Origin of the sequence: Acinetobacter sedimenti (genome assembly GCF_022601685.1) — a bacterium.
Lineage (GTDB): Bacteria > Pseudomonadota > Gammaproteobacteria > Pseudomonadales > Moraxellaceae > Acinetobacter > Acinetobacter sedimenti.
The window spans coordinates 1-23,605 of record NZ_JAKUML010000009.1 but is presented as its reverse complement, the minus strand read 5'-3'; the positions used below and the strand labels follow the sequence as shown (position 1 = coordinate 23,605).

Here is a 23,605-nt window from a genome sequence, read left to right as displayed (position 1 = left end):
TGATAAGGTGTGATCAAAAACAACATCATTGTCCGCCCAAAGCCTTATATCCCAATAGCTAAAGGTATGATCAAAATTGCGCAGTCATCAAGGTACATCAAGGTAATTTCACATAGACAGCACACCAATTCAAGACCGTACCGAACCTATTAAACGCCTTACACAGCAATAGATTGATTGCATTTTCAATACAAGTAAAATTCTGCATTTCTGATACTTGGGGGTGCAGAAAAATCAATCATAAGTCACTTTTTAGATTTTGACATTTTTACATACCCTTTTTGCACTAGTTTTTTACATTTTTACCTTTTGTCATTTTTTAATCAGTAATCTTTTAATAATCATTAATATACGCAACTTGGAATGTCAGAAATTGCCGTCATTTTTTTACATTATTCTTTAGTTTGATTGAACTTGTGATTTTTCATTTTTGACATTTTAAGGAGCTAAAAAAATGACTGAAATCAAGAAATTTGTAATCGTATCTTATGCGCTTGACCCTAACAGAGTTTACCCAAAATTAGCCGTCAATGATAAGTCATCTAAAGTTGTTGAGGTCAAGCTAGTTGATGACGGCAATCTATTCGGCACAAGGGCGCACATGCTACGCAAACAAGGTGTAAAAGGTGTGATTGTCATGTCCGTTGGTACGCTATCGGCAATTGTGAAAGAAGCACAGCACCAAGCCCACATGCAACTCATTGAGGAGGATTGACCAATGGGAGGTAAATCCAATAAACACGCACTAGCATGGACTGATGAGCGCAGACGACAACAGCGTGAACGAATCCTAGCATCTAAGCCGTGGGAAAAATCTACAGGCGCTAAGACCATAGAGGGCAAGCGGATTACCTCCAAAAATAGAGTGAAACGACTTGCACTATTGACACCTAGACAGCTAGACCGTGTTATCTCAATGCAATTCCAATCGAGCAAACTAGAGCAAGCATACCGACAAGCTGATACGCCTGAACAACAGGAACGGCTTAAAACAATGATTGAGGAGAGCTATAAGCAAACTAAAGAATATATTCGTAAATGCACTGATGATAAGGTTTTTGGAACTGGCTAAATTGGCTTAAACGAACTAATGAATAATGAAATCTCATTTTAACCAGTGGGATTTTTTTCATGATTAATTTAGATGATCGAGCCAAAGCCGTGCGCCTTAGTTATCCGCTTACAATGCGCCTTGCAAAACTCATCGAGCGTGGTGCATATACTGCGACAGCACAAGAAATTATTCATCGAGCAGAACAGCAAAATATCAGCGTAGATGATGCGTATTTACAGATGAATGCTGAACTTGATCAACAGGAAGCCAATTACAAGGCGACTACCCAGCAGGCACTTGAAGCCTACGACATCCATATCAGTAATCATGCCGATGAACTGGCGCAACTTCATAAGCAATTAAGTGAAGCACGTTCGATTGCAACGACTGTAAGCAATCAAATCAAAAATGCCAAAAATGCACGAGATGGTATCTATTGGGAGTTAAGACGAGCAGACCTTTCAAATGAGCAGATCAAGGCTGTTATTGAAATGAAAGCGCCGTTTGATTTTGACAAGGCTGAACAGGAAGTTTACCAAGCTAAACGCATCACTATGCCACAGCTTCAGGCACGTATTGATGATATTTACAGCGAAGCCAAAGCAGTGCAGTTGAACGTAATTGTAGGTATTTAAAAAAAGAGCATGGCGCATGATTGTATTGTGGATTCAGTCATGCGCCATGTGGTAGCACACCATTAAGGCGTTGGGTGCGAAATCAGTATAACAAGTCAAATACTCCCTAATCTAAGGTATTCCAAATGACCGCTTTTATTGAAGAAAAGACAGCGAAATCAGTAGGCAAGCGTTTGAAAATTGCTCGCACAATGGCAAAGGTGCGACAGGAGGACGTAGGCGTGCATATTTGGGGCGAACCGATCAAAAACCGTATCAGTGAAATTGAGAATGGTAGGCTACCAAACTCAGCTATTTTACTTAGATTATGTTTGTTTTATGGTGTGTCCGCAGATTGGGTACTTGGCTTTACTGGTGAGCCTGATATTGACCCGAAATTGTCACAAGTGGCGATTTTATACAATGCTATTGCCGAACGGTCGGTAACGATGGTGAGTAATTACATTGAACGCTTATCCGAAGCTAGCATAGCGCATCTAACACATTTTAATGACAACAGTGTCTTGGAGCTGATCGACTTTAATAAAAAACTGATTCAACATTGTTTAGATCAGGGTGCAGTGAATCCAGTCATTAAGGAAATGATGCACAGGGTACAACTTTGTGAAAAATACATTGCTCAGCAAAATGTGAAAAATTACCAGTACCTAGATTCACTCATTGAGCGTGACCCTGAAATGACCAACGAGAAATTATTTGTCGATGACCTGATGGAAGAAGCTACCAAGCCGAAGAAATCAAACTTGGGACGATTGGAAAACTTGACGGAGTTTTTTAATGAGTTGGGTACAGACATGGAGGTGAAATAAAAACTAGCTGTAATCTAGCTATAACTAGCTAATGTTTAGTCATAGAGTGACCTTTTCGTAATGGGGGTTAAAATCAATAATAAGGATAAGCTAGAGGGTAAGGATGAGGGTAAATATTTTTTATAATAATAAAAACAATATATTGCGATAGACTTCGATTCTCTCCGTCCCACCATAGTGTTCATTATTTTAATGAGACTGTGCCTGTAGTATAAAAATAAGTTTTCAATTTAATTGCCTTTATATTTTTGTTTAAACCACAAAATGCATTAAATTTTCTAGCTTTATCATTTCTTTAATTTTTGATCTATATATATGTCATTTCAAACATTTTTTTTTGTTTTTTCTTAGATTTTAGAAATTGCGATAAGTCTGTAAACTTTTCATCTAGTTATTTTTTCAATAAAAAACCAGTAACGAATTACTGGCTTAGTTTAATTCCTTAAAATCATTATTTCTTTTTCATCTTTGATTTTTGTTTGCGTGAGATCATCTTATTTTTAGTCACTTTCGTTTCTGCGACTTTCTCTTTTTTCGCTTTATCATCTTTTGGTTTTTTCTTTTTGGCTTTTTTAGGCTCTTCGATCTCGCCATCTTCGACTGCTTGCCAGTAGTTTAGTTGTTCCATTACGGCTGCAAAGATCGAATCTTTACTGTACTGTCCATCTTTATCTAATGTGCCAACAGGGCGTGACATGAGGATTTCTAAGGCTTGGTCAATGGTATCAATGGCGTGAATATGGAATTTATCTTCATTCACCGCATCAATGACTTCTTGGCGAAGCATTAGATGTTGCATGTTCTGACGTGGGATAATCACACCTTGAGAACCTGAGAAGCCTTGTAGTTTACAGGCATCGAAGAAGCCTTCGATTTTGGCATTGACGCCACCAATTGGTTGTACTTGTCCAAGTTGATTCATTGAACCTGTGATTGCCCAAGATTGATCAATTGGAATTTGGCTAATTGCGGAAATGAGCGCAGAAAGCTCCGCCACTGTGGCACTATCGCCATCGACCTCGCCGTAGCTTTGTTCAAAAGCCAATGCAGCAGAGAAGTGTAGGGTTTGCGTGCGTCCGAAGTGTGCTTTTAAAAAGCTGGACATGAGTAGAACGCCTTTGGCATGCAGTGAGCCACCAAGCTCGACACTGCGCTCAATATCGAGAATATCGCCGCCACCTTGGTATACCGAAGCGGTTAAACGTGATGGTAAGCCAAACTCCACATCGGCATAATGGATAACCGAAAGTGCATTGATCTGACCCAAGCGATAGCCTGAAGTTTCAATGAGTTGCGTACCACGTGACAGGTCTTGCCAATAGAGCTCTCGCAAATATCCAAGACGATATTGACGATGTTGTAATGCCATATTGATGTGTTCTGCGGTCACGGTATTGGCATCTTGCAATAGGGCATGATGATGCGCTTCACGAATCAAATCACCAAGTGTCGAAGCATGCAGGGACAGTGATTTTTGATCTTCCGCCTGACGACTGGAGTCAGTGAGTAATGCAGCAAGCGCAGAACGATCAAATGGACGCAATTTATCACGCTGTACATAGTCTGCAATTAGTTGCATATAAGCCTGTTCATTGGCTTCGGTACGGGGTAAGGTGTCAGTGAAATCAGCACGAATTTTAAATACGCTACCGAGTTCAGGCTCATAGTCTAAGATTTCATAATAAATCTGTGGTTCTGCGAGTAGAATCACTTTGACTGTCAGGGGAATTGATTGTGGCTCAATAGAAATACTGCCTGTTAAGGTCAACATATGTTCCAGCGAGGATAGTTTTAATTTTCCAGATTTTAGCGCACGTTTTAGCCCTTGCCATGCGTAAGCTTGCTCAAGCATTTGTTCGGCTTCGAGAATCAGAAAGCCACCATTAGCTCGATGCAAAGCACCTGAGCGAATCAAAGTAAAGTCTGTGGTAATGGTGCCCATTTGGGTAAGTTGTTCGACGTGTCCAAGCAGATTGTAATGCGTTGGGAAGTCTTCAAAAATCACAGGTGCGCCCGAGTTGGCTTTGTGCGTTGTTATAACATTGACTTGATAGCGAGCAGGGACACGGTTGAATGTGGTTGGGCTAAAATCTTCTTCCTCACGATCCAAAATCAGCTCGACATGCTCAATAATATCCTTGGCATAGGCTTTAAGATAATTTGCCAAATGTTCAACATTTTCAAAGCGTTTATAAATATTTTGAACTTTGGGTTCGACCACTTGTTTAGCAATATCATGATTGAGGTCAATGACTTTATCTCGTGCGACATCTTCCATACCGCCAAGTGTTGAGCCAAGACGTTGCAACTTCTTATCCATATAGCTGATATTCGATGCAATTTTCATACGATCTTTGGGATTCAATGCGTCGATGTCAGATTGGCTCATTTCTTGAGGTTGAGCTTTTTCTGAGCTGCTATCGTGTACTGGAACAAAGATGTGTTCTTCGTTTTTCGACACCAATTTTAAAGACAGTGCTTCACCCTCTTGGGTCAGTTCAAGGAGTGCTTCTTGCTGAAGTTGACTGACTTGACCACGAATCATTTCGATTTGTTTGTGATATGTATCCGCACTAAAACGGCGTTCTAATTGTTGTAGAATTGCGCCCCACATGTCATGCATGGCTTTTTGAAACTTCGGCGCTTGACCTGCTTCAAGCTCAAGTGCTGATGGCTGACGTGCATCGTGGAAGTTGTTGACATAGACCCAATCAGATGGTGTTGGTAGCGTTTTGGCATGTTGTGCGAGTAAACGCTTAATCATCGTACGTTTACCGAGTCCTGCGGTACCTACGGCAAAAATGTTGTAGCCTGAATAAGGTAAGCTTAGACCTGCTTCAACGGACGCTTTGGCACGATCTTGACCAAGGAAGTCATTCAGTGCTTTGATACGTCGTGTCGATGCAGGAATCTTATCTAAATCGGCAAAATGCGTGAGCTGTGCAACATTGAGTTTGGTGTGCTGAATGGTATGCAAGATTTCTTTGTTTGTCAGGGCGCTGACTTGATTGGTTTTCAATGGACTGTTTTTCAGAGTTTGGTTGGTGATGGTGTAGTCTTGTGATAAAGGTTGAGAATCAATGAGAGTATTATGCGCTGATTTTTGATTGTTAATCACAATTTAATCCATAAAAAAGAGTATTGCGTTCACTATTAAAGTGACAGTTTTATTGCTTTAATTCAAGTGAAAATCTAAGATAAATCGGCAAGTAGAGATGACTTGGATAAAACATAACAGATTGTCACTCTTTAGCGTAGATTTATCATTTAAAATCAAAGTACAACGATGAATGTGGAATTGTGTCAAATTGTACATTCTACGGTTCGCTTAATCTGTGGTTAAGTGCGTATTTTGAGTGATATAAATGGACTTTTAACGATTCCAATCACTCTGGGCAAATATTTCAGAAACACTTTAGGAACACCTCGCAATATGGCAAATGCAAATCAGGCTGAAGTAAAGACTGCAAAAAATTGGGGCAGTGCATTTAACTCATTTTTGGATCGTCGTGCGATCATTATGCTGTTTTTGGGTTTCTCGGCGGGGATACCGATTCTACTGATTTTTTCTAGTTTGTCCTTGTGGCTCGGTGAAGCAGGCATTGAAAAAAGTGCCGTTACTATGTTTAGCTGGGCGGCACTTGGTTATTCCTTTAAGTTTGTTTGGGCGCCACTGATTGATGAAATTCCAGTACCGTTCTTGACCAAAACATTAGGGCGTCGACGTGCGTGGTTACTGATTGCGCAGTGTTTGATTATGGTGGCGATCTGTATCATGGCGATGTCGAACCCTGCAATGGGTCAGTCGCAACTGATCCAAATGGCTGTTGGTGCGGTATTGCTTGGTTTCGCATCTGCAACACAAGATATTGTGATTGATGCCTATCGTATTGAGCTTGCGCCGACTGAGATGCAGACAGTACTTGCTTCAACCTATAACGCAGGCTATCGCATCGGAATGATCATTGCAGGTGCAGGTGCGCTATTTGTCGCAGCAGCTTATGGCACAGCGAAGGGCAATTATATCTACGAGGCGTGGCAAAAAACCTACTGGATCATGGCTGCGGTGATGATCATTGGCGTGATCACGACTTTGATCGTTGCTGAGCCAAAGGTTGAGCGAATTTATAAAAGTTATAAAAAATCAGATTATTTACGCTTAGTTTTTGTCTTTTTCTGTGCTGTGGTGAGCTTTGTTTTAGGTTTTATTTATATTGGTAAAGCTTTAACGATGATCACTGTGGATGACCCATTTTTATCATTTATGCTTGCTGCAGTGCGCTTTGTTGGCTCTGCATTGATTGCTTTTGTCGTCGGATTTTCATTGGTCAAACTCGGTGCGGTCAATCGTGATATGGCAAAAGAAACTTGGGTTTCGCCGATCGCTGATTTTTTTAAGCGTTATGGTGTAAAGCTCGCCCTAGTTTTATTATTGTTGATTGGTTTTTTCCGTATTTCAGATATTGTCGCTGGAGTGATTTCTAATGTCTTTTATCAAGACATGAACTTTAGCAAAGAGCAAATCGCCGAAGCTGTGAAAATTTACGGTGTAATTTTCACCTTGATTGGTGGCTTTTTGGGTGGCTTACTTTCACAGCGATTTAATATCATGAAAGTGATGTTTATCGGAGCGATATTGGCGAGCAGTACCAATTTGATTTTTATTGCTTTAGTGAAGTCAGGCGCACCAACATCTCAAGTCACTGTATCTGTAGCAGGTCAGCAATATCGTGTTGATACAGACGAGGTAGGATTTTGGAAAGTTGCAGTTCCGACTAAAGTGCTTGAGCAAGACCGACGGATAGTCACATCGGTTTCCTATGAAGATCAGTCCTATCAAGTTGAGCATGATTTGCCTTACGTGGTTGGGAATGCCAAAGCTGATAAGGCGATTGGTCGTGTACAAATTCATTTTTTGCCACTTACTCGTGATGGTGTATTACAACCAAATGAGCTTGAGCAAAGTATAGTGGTTGAGGGGCAGATTCTTGGTCTTACAGAAGCTGAGAAAAACTCCAAGAATACGGTTCAAGTTTTGCTTGGTGAGGAAACGGCTGATACATCATATGATGCAAAAATAGATGGGCAGGGTACATTTACTGTAGCGATTCCAGCGGAAAAATTTATTCAAGCAGAGCTTAAATCATTAAAAGCAAGCTATATTCTCAATGATTATGAATTTATGACTTTGACAGGTTATGAAATTGATGAAACCGCACCTACAATTCAATCGAATCAGTTCAATAATTTAATTGACCCTATGCCAATGATTGACTTGACACAAAGTCAATATACGATCTCGGGCAAAGTGGTGAAAGAGTACAGCAAATTTTGGTTATATATGGCGATCGTCATGGATAACTTAGCCTCAGGTCTTGCAGGTGCAGCGTTTATTGCATTCCTATCAAGTTTGACTAGTGTGTCTTTTACTGCTGTTCAATATGCGATCTTTAGTTCTTTGATGACGTTGACACCAAAACTTATCGGTGGATACTCGGGTACAATTGTAACTAATATTGGTTATCCAAACTTCTTTTTGATGACCACCTTGATTGGTATTCCAATTTTAATTCTTGTGGTCTGGGTGGCAAAATTGCTAAAATCGCATGAACGCCAACAGATTGAAAATTCCTATTAACCAACCACCTAATCGTGAGGAAAATATGATGCGCATGTTGCATACCATGTTACGAGTCGGTAATTTGGACAAATCATTGCAGTTTTATACCGAAGTGCTCGGCATGAAATTGTTGCGTCAACGAGACTATGAGGAAGGGCGATTTACCTTGGCTTTTGTTGGTTATGGTGATGAATCTGATCATACCGTACTTGAGCTGACATATAACTGGGACACGTCGAGTTATGATTTGGGTGATGGCTATGGACATATTGCCATTGGCGTTGAGGATGCTTATCAAGCCTGTGAAGAAATCAAAGCACGTGGCGGTAATGTAATACGTGAAGCAGGACCGATGAAAGGTGGTGTAACTGTGATTGCATTTGTGGAAGATCCAGATGGTTATAAAGTAGAGTTGATCCAACAAGATCATAATGCTCGAAACAACTAATGATTGACTAAATTCATTTTTTTTATAAGACATTGATTTGATTAATCATCAGCTTAAGAATTAACTTGATTTTTTAAACTCGGCGTTTATGATCAATGCCGAGTTTTTTATTGACTTCTAGTTTTTGTTTGGGGTGTACATTGTGTTGAAGTATTTGGCGGTTGATCGCTTTACGATATTACTGGTTGTAATGGTACTCCTTGCCAGTATTTTACCGATCTCAGGGCAGTGGGCAGACAGATTTAATACACTTACAACAATTGCCATCGCTATTTTATTTTTCCTACATGGTGCAAAGCTTTCTCGTGAGGCTGTGATTCAAGGTATTTTGCACTGGCGTTTACATAGCTTAGTTTTTGCTTTCACATTTATTGCATTTCCATTGTTGGGCTTGCTATCAAAACCAATTTTGCAACCACTCTTAGGTGACGCACTGTATTTGGGTTTTTTGTTTTTATGCTTCTTACCGTCAACGGTACAGTCCTCAATTGCATTTACCTCAGTTGCAGGAGGTAATGTTGCGGGTGCGGTATGTAGCGCATCTTTTTCTAATATTATCGGCATGTTTATTACGCCGATCATGGTCAGTTTTTTTATTTTGGGTCAGTCCGAACACGCCTATGATCCGACAAGTGCCATTATCAAAATTGTCGCTTTACTGCTTGTACCATTTATTTTAGGGCAATTGCTTCGTACATGGATTTATCCCTATATGGTCAAAGTACCTAAGCTCGTCAAAGCTTTTGATCAGGGCAGTATTTTGATGGTGGTGTATGGCGCATTCAGTAGTGCGGTGATTGCAGGCTTATGGCAACAGTTGGATGCGTTGACATTGTTTTATTTAATTCTTGCCTGTTCAGTGTTGCTTACGATTATTATGTTGCTTGCCTTTTATATTCCTAAATGGCTCGGCTTTAACCGTCAAGATCAGATCACGATCTTTTTCTGTGGTTCAAAAAAGACATTGGCAAGTGGTGTGCCGATGGCGCAAATTTTATTTGCAGGTCAACCGATGGGGATGCTGGTTTTGCCGATTATGATTTTTCATCAAATTCAACTGATGGTGTGCGGTGTCATTGCTGCAAAATGGTCAAAGCAAAACTTACCAAAGTCTGATGATTAGTATTTTTGAGCTGATATGATCGATATAGCAATATCGAGAAAAGTGCTGTATAATATTGCCCACTTGTTGCGCTTAGCTCTAACCTTGTAGGTTTCGGTGGGCCAAAAGAAATGGTCTATTTTCGTGTCAATCTGCCAACTTTTAATTTTTCAAAATTCTAAGTTTGCCTTTTCCTCAAATGGTCAATTGATCTTGGTGATTTGAGAGTGGTTGATAGCGAAGGTAGCAAAACCTTTCTAACTTAGGAGTCATCGACCATGCGTGCCGATATTCACCCAAAATATGAAACATTAACAGCAACTTGCTCTTGCGGTAACGTCATCGAAACACGTTCTGCATTAGGTAAAGAATCACTTTATCTTGACGTATGTTCTGCGTGCCACCCATTCTATACAGGTAAGCAAAAATCTGTAGACACTGGCGGTCGTATTGATAAGTTCAAGCAACGTTTCGCTGGTATGTCACGTACGATCAAGCGTTAAGCTTTTATATCGCTTCTGCGATAGCAAATACCAAATTGTAAAAAGAAAATGGGCAGTGAATTCACTGCCCATTTTTTATTATCTTTAAAAGCTTGCTATGAAAGCATAGAAGTAGGGTGTGAGTGCGTCACATTAGCCCGCACTATTCACAAACTCTTTTTGTTTCGGTTGATAGTAGTCACCTTGTAGATAACGTACATCGACATTCCACGCATTGGCAAATGAAGTCATATCATCCAAGTGACTGATCAAGAATCGAATCGCTGAGTTATGCTCACGGAATTGATCAATTTTCTCTTGAAGTTCGACCATACTCTCATCATTTTGCAGTTGCAAAGTGAAGTTTTTGGTGAGTTTGGCAAAGGCAAGATTCAATTGTTGTAGCAGATGTACGCTATAGATTGAGTCGCCGAATTCAGCAATTGCGACATCAACACCTTGCTCTTGGATAGATTTAATTGCTTGAGTATTTTGATCTTTATTCATCAAAATATCTGCTTCATTGATTTGTAAAATCAATGGTTTTGCATATTTTGAATTGATTAAACCAACCAGCTTATTTAATAAACCTTGAATGGGTGCATCATGCAAGCTAGCAGCATGGATATTCACCAAAATGCGAGCTTTAGGTGCTTTTTGCAAGAATTGATGTAGGCGTTTAGATGCTTCAACCAAAATCCAACGATCTACACGTGCTGCAAGCTCTGCGTTGCGTCGCAAAGCATCATATTGTGAGAAAGGAATCTGTTGCTGTTCAAACTCAAAGCTGCCAGTTACCTCAAAGATTGAACCATCAATATCTTCTTTGTCGTATAGCTGTTGGAATTGTAGCTGAATGGTGTTGTTATCTAGCTGAGCAACAAGTGATTTTTCTGATTCATCTAGGCTTGCGTCATTGGTTGTATCAACGATTGAAGCAAGTGCCGGCTGGCTTGCAGGCGAGCTCTCAAATTGAATTGTAGGCGCACTCTCTGAAAGCGAAAATGAAGGGGTTTGACTACTAGTAAGGGATAAATCAGTTGCACCGCTCAAATCGACTTCTGATGCAGGATCATAATGATGCTGATAGGTGTCAGTAAGAAGCAGGGCAACTTGATCATTAACTGTGTTTTGATCGAGATGACGATAGCAGAGTTGAAGCGTTACAGGAATACTCTGATCAGCCACCTGAATCTGTTTGGCTAAGGATTCAGATATGGTATTGAGTTTTTGTTTGAGCGTTGCTTTATCTGCAACGCCTAAAGTACTCGTGAATACATGCTCTGAGATACGTAAAACCCGAGCACTACTGATTTGTTCCAAATGATGTTGAATCGCTTGAAAGAAATGCGTTGAAGTATCCCATTGTTTTGATGCTTTATCAGCTGCGAATTGCTTGATTTTAAAAAGCAACAAAGCTGAAAATGGTTGTGAATCGAGGGCTTGCTGACATTGCAACTGAACATCTGTTAGCGGAGCAAACGCTCCACTTGATACTGTGGTAGTCGTTTCTGAAGCAATTACGAGCTGTAGAGCGGTTTCATCATCATATTCTGTTTCAGAAAATTGTAGGTTTAAATTCTGATATTTTGCCTTTGCATTGCGACTTTGAATATTGAAAGCTGCTTGTCCAAAGTCACCACGGCTTAATTTTTTATAACTTTGCTTAAAGGATTGTACATCCTCTGGTTGTAGTACATCCATTAAAGGCAAGCCAATTAACTCTTCAATATCACTAAATCCAAATAGTTCAGCATATTGTGGATTTGCAGAAACATGCACACCTTCTTGAAAGGTTGCGACAGCATATTCAGTAGTCTCAACTAAGGTTTGTGTTTGCTGTTGAAGCTTATCAATTTCTTGACTAAGTTGAGCCTCTTTACGCGTCAATCTCGAGAATGTAGTGGCTCTAGCTAGACTTATCGCAAGGTGGTTTAAATCATTCGTGTCAGCGATATCGAAAATTCCATTTTGATATGCTTTGTTGATATTAATATTTTCATCTGATTTTTCTGTGAGTAATATAATCGGAATCGCTTTATTTTTTGATTCGATTAGTTCAAGTGCTTTTGTATAATCAAAATCATAAGCATTTTTAAATAAAATCACATCCCAATGTAAATTCAATAATTTTTCAAAACTTGATAAATCATCAAGTAACTTTCCATTAACATTAAACTTGCTTTTTAAGCCTTGTTGAATCGTATTTAGCGTATTTTGTTGACTGTCAATCATTAAAAAGCGTACTAATTGTGCTTGAGATTTTTTGTCATTTAAAAGTTGCTTCATTTAAGGGCTTCCCACAAATCCTGTGTGTCTATATTATTTGATTGCGATTCAAAATATTCATTAAGTTGGCTTATTTTTGACTGTTCCAATAAGTCAAAGTTAAATTGAGCGCAACTCTGTACTAAACTAAAGCACTGCTTTAAGAATATCCTTAACTCATCTGTTCCAAATCGTAAAGTTAGGTTTTGGTTCTCATGAAAAATTTGAGGGCTTGGTAGTAATAACGACAAATTTTGCTGAGAATCCATACATAATAGTGCAGGGTGATAGATAGTATCAGCTACTCTTTTTGCATTTGATAATGATACTGCAATCGGAACCATTTTCTCGACAATACATTCAACACCAAATTCGACATTTTGTTGATTAGTATTTTTAAGCCAGCGAATGAGAGCGCCAATCCAAGGTTGATCAGCCCCTTCGCGTACAAGAATAAAATCTCCAGTTCGCAGATTTTTAGGCAGTTCAGACTCCCAGTTTAAGCAATAGCCAGTACTACTTTTATTGACGACTTTTGTAGCATATATTTTCGTAATTTCAGCATTGTAGCGTTGTTCAAAGGTTTTACTTGAGAGTTTCCATTCTTGATCATTTGCCAATTCGGAAAAACTCAACGAACTACTTTGTATCGTAAGATCACTATCGCGTAATAATGTTTCTTTAAAATGTTTTGCACCAGATAAAAAGTAATGAGCAGCACTTATACCAAGAGTAATATCAACATACCCCTCTTCAGCAAAACGTGTATTCTTACGTACACCATCGTTATTCAGTGTTGTAAGTAAGTGGCTTTTAATAATGATATTAAGATGCTGTTGCTCTTCATTTGAAAAATAGTTTGCCTCAGGATTCATCGTTGATTCGATGTAGGACAATAAGTCTGTTGTATCTATATATAGACTGTCTTTTTGGTCTGTATTCTTGTTCATGATCGTTGTTGGCGGACGATCTCCAAACAAATTACAAGAAAATTTTGCTTCAGGTTTAGGGTCACTCGTTAACTTCACTAAATGTAACCAGTAAGGAAGGCAGTTCTTAAGATTTTTTAAGTCTTCCTGACGTAATTTGTGATTATTGAGTAAGCTTAATAATGAAAGTTCGATAAATGCATTTTCAATATGTTCTTGTTGAATTTGGTATTTTTCTAGATTGACATCAATTTTGTCTTTATCAAATCGAAATCCTCGAGCCATCCAAATAATATCATATGCTGTATGCCAAAAGTATTTAGGTTCATCAAAATAGATAAGTTGCAGTGAGTAAAGTAAATCGGTTAATAGTTTTATTACTGCATATGCACAATAGGTTCTTAATATTGTTAATTTTTTCTTTCTAGATAGTTCAAAGATTGAAAATTTCTGATTTTCCAATTGATGTTGCACACGTTTTGCCATATCCCGATAGAGCAATGCGTGCTGACATTTAATCTCAAGTACTAAATCTGCGATTTGTTGATCGCGTAGGGTATCGATCATTGCATTATTAAGATAATGATGCTCCAAGGAAAGTAGCAAATGTTGCAAATCAGGTTCGATGTTTTGCAAAATCTTCCAACGAGAGAGGTCACTACAATTCAGACTACGTAGCTCAAGCAGTGTGACGAATACTTGCTTCGCAGCTTCACCGAGATCAAGTTGCAAGAGTTGATTCGCCCAACTTTGAGTGTCCGTTTTATAATTAGCAATATAAGTTAGCTGCTTGATGTTTAAGTCAACCGACTCTTGGAACAACTTTTCCAGTTTCACTGTCATACTCTATCCCCTAACCATTCCTCATCAAAAGATATTCAGTGGCGTTTTATGTAGCTCTCCTGAAGACTCACGTACGAGTTTTGGCACCAAATACCCTGATAATTCTTTTAAAAGCGCTTGATAAATTGTTTGTGCTTCTGCGTCTGTTATTAGAAAGTGTGACGCACCTTGCACTTTATCTAAGACGTGCAAATAGTAAGGTAGCACACGTGCATCAAACAGTCGATAGCTTAACTGCGTTAAAGTTTGAAAATTGTCATTAATTCCTTTTAAAAGTACAGATTGGTTGAATAGTATCACATTGATCTCGGATAGCTTGCGCATTGCCACATCAAAATTTGCATCTAACTCATTACCATGATTGCTATGCACCACCATGATGATCTTGCACCGTGTCGTTGATAAAATTTTGATTAAATCCTCATCAATACGCTGTGGAATCACTACGGGTAAGCGTGTATGCAGACGGATGGTTTTGATTTGAGGAAGTTCCTCAAAACGATTAATCCACAGTGCCAATTTCTCATTGGAAACTGACAGTGGGTCTCCACCACTTAAGATGATTTCGTTAATCTTCGGGTGGTCGAGAATATATTGTGCAATAGCTTGCCAATCTTTTGATTTGGGTAAGTTCTCTTGATAAGGGAAATGCCGTCTAAAACAATAGCGACAATGAATCGCACATGCGCCAGTGATCGTCATCAAAATACGAGATTGATATTTATGCAGCATACCTGGCAACGTATTCGCTTCAAGCTCGCCTAAAGGATCGGCACTGAATCCTGCTTTAATTTGTTTGTCCATATCCTGCATTTCCAAGTGATGTGGAAAGACTTGCAAAAATAACGGATCGTAAGCATTGCCAGTTTGCATCTTGGTAACGAACTGACGAGGTACACGCAATTTAAATTGCTGATGCGCATGTTGTGACAGCAGTTGTTGTGATTTGAGCTCGCTTGCAGATAAGTTTAGCAGTGCCAAAAGTTCGTCTGGATCAGAAATTAAATCATTCAGTTGCGATTGCCAGTTTTTCTCTTGGTATAAATAGTTTATCATGCGACACGAATTGATAATGCAAAGTGGCATTATAGTATAGTTGAACCGTTTATTTTATTTATAAAGTTGGAGTGTGCCGATCATGGCCAATTATTCTACAAATGAATTCAAGTCAGGTCTTAAGGTAATGCTTGACGGTAACCCATGTTCAATCATGGAAAATGAATATGTCAAACCAGGTAAAGGGCAAGCCTTTAACCGCGTGAAATTGCGTAATCTTAAATCAGGTAAAGTATTAGAAAAAACCTTTCGCTCTGGTGAGAGCCTAGAAGCTGCTGACATCATGGAAGTTGAGATGGAATATCTCTACAACGATGGTGAAATGTGGCACTTCATGAATCCTGAAAACTTTGAGCAAATCGCTGCTGACAAAACAGCAATGGGCGATGCAGCAAAATGGTTAAAAGACGATTCCAATGAAAAATGCACCATCATGCTATTTAATGGTGTGCCTTTAAACGTAAGCGCACCAAACTTCGTGATCTTAAAAATTGTTGAAACTGATCCAGGTGTGAAAGGTGATACAGCGGGTACAGGCGGTAAGCCTGCGACGCTAGAAACGGGCGCTGTAGTACGTGTACCGTTATTCGTTCAGCAAGAAGAAAGCATCCGTGTTGATACACGTACAGGTGACTATCTAGAGCGTGCATAATTAGATCGTGCGTAATCACGTGCTTAATTTCTAAGCCATATTTAAAAATTGAAAAGGAGATGATCAATTCATCTCCTTTTTTTAATGCCAATTTTATGCCAAAGTCGTAGTTCCAAAGCCGTAGAGATGCAGTACAGTTGAAACAAAATTGTTGCTTAATAATTCACAGAGTCACTTCACTGAATCATTGAAATGCTAAGCAACAACAACTGATGAGGTATCAACATGGATGTGACAAATAATAAGCAATTCACTGCAAAATCGAAAATCATTTGGATTTTAATTGCGATTGTCGGTGCAATTTCTTTTGGGATCTTGGCACTCAGTCGGGGTGAGCATGTTAATGCTGTATGGCTTGTACTTGCAGCGGTGTGTATTTATAGCATCGCTTATCGTTTCTATAGTTTATTCATCGCCCAAAAAGTATTCGAACTGAATGATCGGCGATTGACGCCTGCGCATCGGCTCAAAGATGGCTTGGACTATGTACCAACCAATAAGTATGTCTTGTTTGGGCATCACTTTGCTGCGATTGCAGGTGCAGGACCATTGGTTGGACCAATTCTCGCTGCGCAAATGGGTTATTTGCCCGGTACGATTTGGCTCTTGGTCGGCGTGGTTATGGCAGGTGCGGTACAAGATTTCTTGGTACTGTTCATTTCGACACGACGTGACGGTCGTTCACTGGGTGAGATTGCAAAGCAGGAGCTTGGTTCTTTTGCAGGTGTGATCGTGATGCTCGGTGCGCTTGGGGTGATGGTCATCATTCTTGCGGTACTGGCTTTGGTGGTGGTAAAAGCCCTTGCTGAAAGTCCGTGGGGCGTATTTAGTATTGCAGCAACGATTCCGATTGCCTTGTTTATGGGCATCTATATGCGTTATCTACGTCCCGGGAAAATTGCTGAAGTATCAATTATCGGTTTTGTACTGATGATGCTTGGCATTGTCTATGGTGGTCATATTGCCGCTGACCCATATTGGGGGCCGCTATTTACCTTGACTGGTACACAGTTGACTTGGGCATTGGTAATTTACGGCTTTATTGCATCGGTATTGCCTGTCTGGTTACTGCTTGCACCACGTGATTATTTATCAACATTCTTGAAAATAGGTGTGATTGCAGGGCTTGCTATCGGTATCGTGATTGCATTACCTGAGATGAAAATGCCTGCAGTGACGCAGTTCGTCGATGGCACAGGCCCTGTATTCTCTGGTTCATTATTTCCATTCCTATTCATCACCATTGCTTGTGGTGCGATTTCAGGCTTCCATGCTCTAGTATCAAGTGGGACCACGCCAAAACTGGTCGATAACGAAGTCAATATTCGTATGATCGGCTACGGCGGTATGTTGATGGAGTCTTTCGTGGCGATCATGGCGATGATCTGTGCCACTGTGCTTGATCCGGGTGTTTACTTTGCGATTAATGCGCCTGCTGCGGTAATCGGTACTACGGTGGAAAGTGCATCTGAAGCAGTGCGTCAGCTTGGTTTTGTGGTCAGTCCTGAGATGCTATCTACTTTGGCAAAAGAAGTGGGGGAAAGCACGATTCTATCTCGTACTGGTGGTGCACCGACCTTTGCGATCGGTATGGCGCATATTATTTCTGAGATTTTCAATAGCCGTGCCATGATGTCATTTTGGTATCATTTTGCGATTTTGTTTGAAGCCTTATTTATCTTGACTGCGGTCGATGCAGGCACACGTGCTTGTCGTTTCATGGTGCAAGACACTGCGGGAATCGTGATTCCAGCGATCAAAAACTCAAGCTCATTTGTCGGGAATTTGATCGGTACAGGTGTCGCAGTATCTGCGTGGGGGTTCTTCGTCTATCAAGGCGTAGTCGATCCACTGGGTGGGATTAACTCCTTGTGGCCATTATTTGGTGTCGGTAACCAGATGCTTGCTGCGATGGCATTGATTTTGGGTACGGTGATTTTGTTTAAGATGAAAAAAGAAAAATATGTTTGGGTGACCATTGTCCCAACGATTTTCTTGTTCATCACCTGTATGACTGCGGGTTGGCAAAAGATTTTTCATGAAAATCCAAAAATTGGCTTCCTTGCACAGGCGAATCGTTTCAAAGATGCATTAGCACGTGATGAAATCCTTGCACCAGCGAAAACAGTTGCAGAGATGCAAACTGTGATTTTCTCCAATCAAATCAATGCAGCATTGTGTGCATTCTTTATGATCGTGGCGATTGTGATGATCTTTGCATCGATCGGCATTATCCGCCGTGCTTTGGCGAGTCCAACACCAACAGTCAATGAAGCTGAGGCGATTTATACCGAACAACCAATGACTGCTGATGAGTTTAAAGGACACTGATGATGCAAATCAAACCATTCAATTTAAAACTGTTTCGAAACGGTAAAGGTGTCATGGTACGCATTATTAAATTTACCATCTTGTCGCAAAAGCGCCTGCTACTTTCACCTAAAAATTGGTCGAGAATCGCAGAGATGTGGCAACGACTTCAGCAGAGTTTTCGGCTAATGGTTGGCGTGCCTGATTATCAGGCGTATGTTGCGCATATGCGTGAGCATCATCCCGATCTTGAAGCTATGGATGAGAAAACATTCTTTCGTTACTGTGTTGATGCGCGTTATCCATCTAAAGCTGGCAATATGAAGAAATGTCCGTGCTAAGACGTGTTGTGTAAGATCAAAATTTGCAACGATTTTTCACGGTAAAAATCACATTGCAATCACTAAATCGTGTACTCTTAATATCAAGTGTGTTGTATTGCACTGTGTTGAGAGGCACGATTTTTTTATTATTTAAAAATATTCAGGGATAGCTATGCTGTGGTCAAAAAATAAATTGGATAATATGCAATCTGTAGATACAAATCATCAGTTAGATTCAGCGCAGACCACAGAAAATTTGGCTGAACTCCAAGCACAGCTTATCGAGATTTTCCCTAAACTTGAGCAATATCTTGATCAACTCAACCAAGTGGTTTTGGATAAACCTGAACAAATCAAGTTGGCGGTATGTTGCCTCATCGCTGAAGGACATTTGCTGTTTGAGGATATTCCTGGACTCGGTAAAACTACACTGGCACAGGCTTTGGCGAACTTGTCAGGATTGCATTATCAACGGGTTCAATTTACCAATGATTTATTGCCAAGTGATATTTTAGGCTCAAATATTTTCCATCCTGAAAAATCTCAATTTGAATTTAATCAAGGTGCAATTTTTAGTCAGATTTTGCTTGCCGATGAGATCAACCGTAGTAGTCCAAAAACGCAAAGTGCGCTACTTGAGGCAATGGAAGAAGGTATGGTGTCGATTGAAGGTGTGCGTCATCAGTTACCACAACCATTTTGGGTGATTGCCACGCAGAATCCTCTGCAACAATCGGGGACGTATCCTTTGCCTGAGTCACAACTTGATCGCTTCTTGATGCGACTGTCGATGGGGTATCCTTCAGCAGAGGCGGAGCGGGCATTATTACGTGGTGAAGATCGCCGTAAATTGTTGGATCAAATTGACTCGGTGCTCTCTCAAGAGGATGTGCTACGTTTACAGGCTTTACGTGAGCAAGTGATTTTATCGGATGCCATTTTGGATTATTTACAACGACTCACAGCATGGACTCGCAGTAAAGTCACAGGTTTATCGACTCGTGGTTTATTGGCATTGAAACGTGCCACGCAAGCTTATGCGCTGATACAGGGGCGAGGCTATGTGATTCATGAAGATGTGCAAGCGGTGTTTGCTTCGGTGGTGGCGCATCGTATTCACCTGTCGGAGCAAGATTTAAAACAGGCTGTGCAGACGATTGAACTTTAAAAAAAATTAACGCAAATCCTGATTGACGATGACTAAATATGATTAAAAAACGATGGCAAAAATGGATTGGCAGACGCTTCAAGCTGACCGAGCAACGTACGCTCAAACAAAATGACGTGTTTGTGTTTTTCAATCGGGAAGGTTATCTGTTTTTAGTATTGTTGATCATTACCTTTATTGCAGGGGTGAATTACGCCAACAACTTAATTTTGGCGTTGTGCTTTTTGCTCACAGGGATTTTGGTGCTGAGTTTTTATTTGGCATTTCGTCAACTTTATGGCTTAACGATTGATTTGGAAGTGGAACAGCTTGGTCAAGTTGCACAGCCGTTGACTTTAAAATTTCAATTCCAACCTGCAAAAAATCAAATTCATCTGCATTTACGTTGTCAGTTTCAAAATACAGCCAAGAAAATTACCGTACTCAAATCACCAATGGTGGTGCAATTTACCGACATACCGCTACAACGTGGTTTGCATCGTTTAGAGCGCTTTAATTTCTTTAGTGTTTATCCGTTTGGCATCATCAAAGCGTGGAGTTATGTCTTTCCGCAGCAGGAGATTTGGATTGCACCTGCACCGATCGAAGTTGATTTACAGCATTATGGATTGCGTCAGCAAAATGAACGTGAACAGGTGGGTAATGAGGACTTTAGTCATCTGCGAGAGTTTCAATCAGGTGATGCGTTAAATCGGATTGCTTGGCAACAATACGCCAAAGGACGAGGTTTGTTGGTGAAAACCTTTGAACAGCATCAACATCAGCAACTGGATTTTAATTACGCTCAAATGACACTGTCATTACATGAAGAGAAATTAGGTCAATTGATGTACTTGGTACAACAGGCTTTTGACCAACATATGGCTTTTTCGCTCCAACTACCATCAGTTCAGCTTCCAATCGGAATGGGTGAACAGCATTTTCATCAAGCCAAATTGATGCTTGCACAGGAGCCTTGATCATGAGAGTTTTCAAGGCGAAGGAAAGCAATGTTGATCAATTAGAAACATCAGTTGAAAATCAGTCTAGCGAAAATGTACGCCAAGCGATTACCTACAGCCCACTCAGCCAAAAAAATTATCAATCTTTGCTACTCGCCACCTTTTTGGTGTTATTTCCGCATTTCTATTATTTACCGATTGCCCAGACGGTTTTAATGCTATTGGTATTGGCGCTTTGGCAATGGCAAATTTTAAAAAAGGGGACGATAGTTCAGGCACAAAAAGGCTTAAGTGCAAAGCTACTGCAATATGCTGTGGTGATCGCAGGTTTAGTGATTATCTTTGCCCAGTATCGCACCTTTGTTGGCGTCGATGCAGGTTGTGCAGCGTTGGCTTTGATTTTATTGGGTAAAGGTTTTGAGCTAAAAAATTATCGTGATGGCATTATTCAGTTTAATTTTGCCTTGTTTGTGGCGGCGGCGGCATTTTTATATGGACAGGGGATTTTTACCACCATTGCGGTATTGATTGCGATTTTCCAATGTTTTTATGGCATGTATCAGTTGCAAAGCTATCACAGTGCTTATGAAGAAGTGTTGGTACAAGACGTGTCGGTCAAGCATCTCAGGCAACATGCCTTTAAAACCGTTTTAAAATTATTAGTGTTTGCTGCGCCGATCATGGTGATGTTATTTTTATTTTTTCCACGTTTTCCACCGCTGTGGAGTATGCCAACCAATAATAAACAGGCGACGACTGGGGTCAGCGACAGTATGTCACCAGGTGATATTGCCAATCTCAGTCAGTCCAATGCTTTGGCGTTTCGAGTGGTTTTTGATGATTCAAATCAAATGCCAACACCAAGCAATCTGTATTGGCGTGCGATGGTGTTGGATGACTATGATGGCACCACGTGGACACCCAGTCGCATGACGCGCTACAACTATGGTGTGTTGCCTGAGCGTGGTCAGTCCACTTGGGAAATCCCCAATTGGTATCAAATCCCTAATGGTCAAATTGCACAACTTGCCATTTATCAACTCATTTTAGAGCCGACATTTCAGCGTTGGGTGTATAGCCTTGATCATAGTGTGTCGCAGTTTCCACTGCGCATGAAGCCTGATTTAAGCATTCAGTCTTTTGGAGAAATTGCTCGTCGTGAGCGGTTTGATCTAGCCTATATTCTGCCAAAACCACGTGCCAATCTTGAATTAGATGTTTTGACTCGTCAGCATAGTTTGGCGTTGCCAGAAGGGCGGAATACCCAAACTTTGGCTTTTGCACGGCAATTATTCCAACAACAAGGCAATGATCAGAAGCGTTATGCTAATGCGGTATTGAGCTGGATTCGCACGAATCATTTCAGCTATACCTTATCGCCACCGTTGCTTGGTGATGAACGTATTGATGATTTTCTGTTTCGTACTCGAGCAGGATTTTGTGAGCATTATGCTTCAGCTTACACCAATATGATGCGTATGGTCGGTATTCCTGCTCGTGTCGTGGTGGGCTATCAAGGCGGAAAGTCTGCGCCTGATGGTGCATCGTGGGAAGTGCGTCAGCTCGATGCCCATGCGTGGACGGAAGTGTGGTTTGCGGGTGAGGGTTGGGTGCGTATCGATCCGACTGCTGCGATTGCACCTGATCGTGTCAATCTCGGCATGCAAGACTATGCCAATCAAAATGACACTGTATTTGGTGATACCGCACTGGGTAATTGGTCGGGTTCAAGTAACTTCCTGATGCAAGTACGGATTTGGATGGACTATGCCAGTTATCAATGGCAAAGCAAAGTGGTGGGCTTCGACCAAGGCACACAACGAGATTGGTTGAAGAAATTTTCAATTGATAATCTGTCTGAGCAGCTGATTGTACTCATTGTTGCATTGATCACAGCAATTGGGTTGGTGGTATGGTGGCTATCACGTCAGCAAAAAGTAAAGCGTTCCAAGCTCGATCAAGCACTTGATAATTTATCTAAGCGATTGCAAAAAAATGGATTGAATCGTCAGCCGAATGAACCAGTGCTGTCGTGGTTAAAGCGAATACAACTTGATAATCAAACCAATCAACGCTTATCAGAACAGCAACAGCTTAATGAAATGATTCAGCGATATACGCAACATCTATATATTGCTAGGCTCAATGAAGATGAGTTGAACGAACTGATACAGTTGTTGGCGAAATATACAATCACACCAAAAAGCTAAAAAAACACTTGTCTATCTAGGCAATAGTGCTATTATTCGCATCACTTAGGCGTATAGCTCAGTTGGTTAGAGCGCTACGTTGACATCGTAGAGGTCTCCAGTTCGAGTCTGGATATGCCTACCAAGTTTCAAAAAGACTGATGAGCTATGCTGATCAGTCTTTTTTATTGTCTGTATTTACCAAAAATAAAAAAGACGCAATAAGCGTCATTTTTTAGCACATGAATCGTTGAGATTAATGTGGATTTGGCTGAATCACTTGCTGAATCTCTTTGCGTGTATAGCCACGAGAGAGGAGTAGTTTTTTGAGTCCAAAGATCAGGTCTTGGTCTTGTGTATTACCCAATATTTGAAAAAGTTGCTCGCAAGATTTGCCTGCGTAGTCATTTTCAATGCATGCGATATGGTTGCGCTGTGTATTTTGATGTTGATTCGACAACACAAAACGATGCAATAAACTCATACAGTTTGGTTCTTTTGAAACAGATAGTGCGCACTATACGCCTCTTTTGTAAAAATTCAACACCAATTTATCAATGGTCAAGTTGTTGTAATTAAACAAGTTTATTGAATTTTATTGATGTTGATCACATAAATGATGGGTGTTTTTTACACATTTTTTTACAAGTTTATAGAGAGTAGTGATCAACTCATAGAGTGCGTCATTTAATTGTGATGTGGACTGCTCCCAGTATCCTAGACATTGAAGTAGCCTCATTTTGAAGCTGCCTCGAATGCTTCTGGACTCATCCCAT

19 protein-coding genes and 1 tRNA gene are annotated in these 23,605 nt (G+C 40.4%); 15 read left to right on the top strand and 5 right to left on the bottom strand.

Annotation, left to right across the window (positions count from 1 at the left end; translation table 11 throughout):
* The first annotated feature begins 454 nt into the window (after positions 1-454).
* The 4 genes from MKI79_RS06845 to MKI79_RS06830 all read left to right on the top strand — a co-directional run bounded on the left by MKI79_RS06845 (position 455) and on the right by MKI79_RS06830 (position 2,498).
* Positions 455-715: a hypothetical protein gene (locus tag MKI79_RS06845; protein WP_241571334.1), complete on the top strand. Its 261-nt coding sequence runs from the start codon at positions 455-457 to the stop codon at positions 713-715.
* A gap of 3 nt (positions 716-718) precedes the next feature.
* Positions 719-1,072: a hypothetical protein gene (locus MKI79_RS06840; RefSeq protein ID WP_241571330.1), complete on the top strand. Its 354-nt coding sequence runs from the start codon at positions 719-721 to the stop codon at positions 1,070-1,072.
* A 59-nt stretch (positions 1,073-1,131) separates the two neighbouring features.
* Complete coding sequence (locus MKI79_RS06835; RefSeq protein WP_241571328.1) at positions 1,132-1,689, top strand: hypothetical protein; 558 nt, start codon at positions 1,132-1,134, stop codon at positions 1,687-1,689.
* A gap of 125 nt (positions 1,690-1,814) precedes the next feature.
* Positions 1,815-2,498, top strand: coding sequence for a helix-turn-helix domain-containing protein (locus MKI79_RS06830; protein WP_241571326.1), 684 nt, complete (start codon positions 1,815-1,817; stop codon positions 2,496-2,498).
* A 451-nt stretch (positions 2,499-2,949) separates the two neighbouring features.
* Here the strand turns inward: MKI79_RS06830 and MKI79_RS06825 are convergent, their stop codons facing one another.
* Positions 2,950-5,580, bottom strand: coding sequence for a Lon protease family protein (locus tag MKI79_RS06825; protein WP_407651593.1), 2,631 nt, complete (start codon positions 5,578-5,580; stop codon positions 2,950-2,952).
* Between the two features lie 351 nt (positions 5,581-5,931).
* Here MKI79_RS06825 and MKI79_RS06820 point away from each other — a divergent pair, with 351 nt between their 5' ends.
* From MKI79_RS06820 to rpmE, 4 genes are all read left to right on the top strand, one after another.
* The gene (locus MKI79_RS06820) at positions 5,932-8,136 is read left to right on the top strand and encodes an AmpG family muropeptide MFS transporter (RefSeq protein WP_241571324.1); all 2,205 of its coding nucleotides are present in this window, start codon (positions 5,932-5,934) and stop codon (positions 8,134-8,136) included.
* Positions 8,137-8,164: 28 nt separating this feature from the next.
* Positions 8,165-8,566: a lactoylglutathione lyase gene (gene gloA / locus MKI79_RS06815; RefSeq protein WP_241571322.1), complete on the top strand. Its 402-nt coding sequence runs from the start codon at positions 8,165-8,167 to the stop codon at positions 8,564-8,566.
* Between the two features lie 142 nt (positions 8,567-8,708).
* Positions 8,709-9,689 (top strand): bile acid:sodium symporter family protein, encoded by a 981-nt coding sequence (locus tag MKI79_RS06810; RefSeq protein WP_274619071.1) that lies wholly within the window; start codon positions 8,709-8,711, stop codon positions 9,687-9,689.
* Between the two features lie 257 nt (positions 9,690-9,946).
* Positions 9,947-10,171, top strand: coding sequence for a 50S ribosomal protein L31 (gene rpmE, locus MKI79_RS06805; protein WP_241571320.1), 225 nt, complete (start codon positions 9,947-9,949; stop codon positions 10,169-10,171).
* Positions 10,172-10,303: 132 nt separating this feature from the next.
* Here the strand turns inward: rpmE and MKI79_RS06800 are convergent, their stop codons facing one another.
* Genes MKI79_RS06800 through epmB form a run of 3 tightly spaced genes read right to left on the bottom strand, consistent with a single transcriptional unit; the run spans position 10,304 to position 15,246 of the window.
* The gene (locus tag MKI79_RS06800) at positions 10,304-12,439 is read right to left on the bottom strand and encodes an EAL domain-containing protein (protein ID WP_241571318.1); all 2,136 of its coding nucleotides are present in this window, start codon (positions 12,437-12,439) and stop codon (positions 10,304-10,306) included.
* Positions 12,436-14,190, bottom strand: coding sequence for a hypothetical protein (locus MKI79_RS06795; RefSeq protein ID WP_241571316.1), 1,755 nt, complete (start codon positions 14,188-14,190; stop codon positions 12,436-12,438). Before MKI79_RS06795 ends, MKI79_RS06800 begins: the two co-directional genes overlap by 4 nt.
* Before the next feature lie 24 nt (positions 14,191-14,214).
* Positions 14,215-15,246: an EF-P beta-lysylation protein EpmB gene (gene epmB, locus MKI79_RS06790; protein WP_241571313.1), complete on the bottom strand. Its 1,032-nt coding sequence runs from the start codon at positions 15,244-15,246 to the stop codon at positions 14,215-14,217.
* An 82-nt stretch (positions 15,247-15,328) separates the two neighbouring features.
* Between epmB and efp the strand changes: the two genes are divergently transcribed.
* The 7 genes from efp (at position 15,329) to MKI79_RS06755 (ending at position 22,974) form a co-directional block, all read left to right on the top strand.
* Complete coding sequence (gene efp, locus MKI79_RS06785; RefSeq protein WP_241571310.1) at positions 15,329-15,898, top strand: elongation factor P; 570 nt, start codon at positions 15,329-15,331, stop codon at positions 15,896-15,898.
* Between the two features lie 225 nt (positions 15,899-16,123).
* Positions 16,124-18,229, top strand: a complete 2,106-nt coding sequence (locus MKI79_RS06780) for a carbon starvation CstA family protein (RefSeq protein WP_241571309.1) — start codon at positions 16,124-16,126, stop codon at positions 18,227-18,229.
* Between the two features lie 2 nt (positions 18,230-18,231).
* Entirely contained in the window at positions 18,232-18,549 is a 318-nt protein-coding gene (locus MKI79_RS06775; RefSeq protein ID WP_241571469.1) for a YbdD/YjiX family protein, read from the top strand.
* 184 nt (positions 18,550-18,733) lie between these two features.
* Positions 18,734-19,699 carry an AAA family ATPase gene (locus MKI79_RS06770; RefSeq protein WP_407651592.1) on the top strand — a complete coding sequence of 322 codons (966 nt, stop codon included), beginning with the start codon at positions 18,734-18,736 and terminating at the stop codon, positions 19,697-19,699.
* 38 nt (positions 19,700-19,737) lie between these two features.
* Positions 19,738-20,658, top strand: a complete 921-nt coding sequence (locus MKI79_RS06765; RefSeq protein ID WP_241571306.1) for a DUF58 domain-containing protein — start codon at positions 19,738-19,740, stop codon at positions 20,656-20,658.
* Positions 20,659-20,660: 2 nt separating this feature from the next.
* Positions 20,661-22,850: a transglutaminase family protein gene (locus MKI79_RS06760; RefSeq protein WP_241571305.1), complete on the top strand. Its 2,190-nt coding sequence runs from the start codon at positions 20,661-20,663 to the stop codon at positions 22,848-22,850.
* A 47-nt stretch (positions 22,851-22,897) separates the two neighbouring features.
* A tRNA-Val gene (locus tag MKI79_RS06755) sits at positions 22,898-22,974 on the top strand.
* Between the two features lie 111 nt (positions 22,975-23,085).
* On the opposite strand, the gene MKI79_RS06750 is transcribed toward MKI79_RS06755, so the two are convergent.
* Positions 23,086-23,313 (bottom strand): hypothetical protein, encoded by a 228-nt coding sequence (locus MKI79_RS06750; protein ID WP_241571304.1) that lies wholly within the window; start codon positions 23,311-23,313, stop codon positions 23,086-23,088.
* Positions 23,314-23,605 lie beyond the last annotated feature (292 nt).

Excerpts from the sequence above, each read along its gene's own strand:
- MKI79_RS06845 (WP_241571334.1), top strand. The coding sequence starts at position 455 with ATGACTGAAATCAAGAAATTTGTAATCGTATCTTATGCGCTTGACCCT.
- MKI79_RS06840 (WP_241571330.1), top strand. The coding sequence starts at position 719 with ATGGGAGGTAAATCCAATAAACACGCACTAGCATGGACTGATGAGCGC.
- MKI79_RS06835 (WP_241571328.1), top strand. The coding sequence starts at position 1,132 with ATGATTAATTTAGATGATCGAGCCAAAGCCGTGCGCCTTAGTTATCCG.
- MKI79_RS06830 (WP_241571326.1), top strand. The coding sequence starts at position 1,815 with ATGACCGCTTTTATTGAAGAAAAGACAGCGAAATCAGTAGGCAAGCGT.
- MKI79_RS06820 (WP_241571324.1), top strand. The coding sequence starts at position 5,932 with ATGGCAAATGCAAATCAGGCTGAAGTAAAGACTGCAAAAAATTGGGGC.
- gloA (WP_241571322.1), top strand. The coding sequence starts at position 8,165 with ATGCGCATGTTGCATACCATGTTACGAGTCGGTAATTTGGACAAATCA.
- rpmE (WP_241571320.1), top strand. The coding sequence starts at position 9,947 with ATGCGTGCCGATATTCACCCAAAATATGAAACATTAACAGCAACTTGC.
- MKI79_RS06800 (WP_241571318.1), bottom strand. The coding sequence starts at position 12,439 with ATGAAGCAACTTTTAAATGACAAAAAATCTCAAGCACAATTAGTACGC.
- MKI79_RS06795 (WP_241571316.1), bottom strand. The coding sequence starts at position 14,190 with ATGACAGTGAAACTGGAAAAGTTGTTCCAAGAGTCGGTTGACTTAAAC.
- epmB (WP_241571313.1), bottom strand. The coding sequence starts at position 15,246 with ATGATAAACTATTTATACCAAGAGAAAAACTGGCAATCGCAACTGAAT.
- efp (WP_241571310.1), top strand. The coding sequence starts at position 15,329 with ATGGCCAATTATTCTACAAATGAATTCAAGTCAGGTCTTAAGGTAATG.
- MKI79_RS06780 (WP_241571309.1), top strand. The coding sequence starts at position 16,124 with ATGGATGTGACAAATAATAAGCAATTCACTGCAAAATCGAAAATCATT.
- MKI79_RS06775 (WP_241571469.1), top strand. The coding sequence starts at position 18,232 with ATGCAAATCAAACCATTCAATTTAAAACTGTTTCGAAACGGTAAAGGT.
- MKI79_RS06770 (WP_407651592.1), top strand. The coding sequence starts at position 18,734 with ATGCAATCTGTAGATACAAATCATCAGTTAGATTCAGCGCAGACCACA.
- MKI79_RS06765 (WP_241571306.1), top strand. The coding sequence starts at position 19,738 with ATGATTAAAAAACGATGGCAAAAATGGATTGGCAGACGCTTCAAGCTG.
- MKI79_RS06760 (WP_241571305.1), top strand. The coding sequence starts at position 20,661 with ATGAGAGTTTTCAAGGCGAAGGAAAGCAATGTTGATCAATTAGAAACA.
- MKI79_RS06750 (WP_241571304.1), bottom strand. The coding sequence starts at position 23,313 with ATGAGTTTATTGCATCGTTTTGTGTTGTCGAATCAACATCAAAATACA.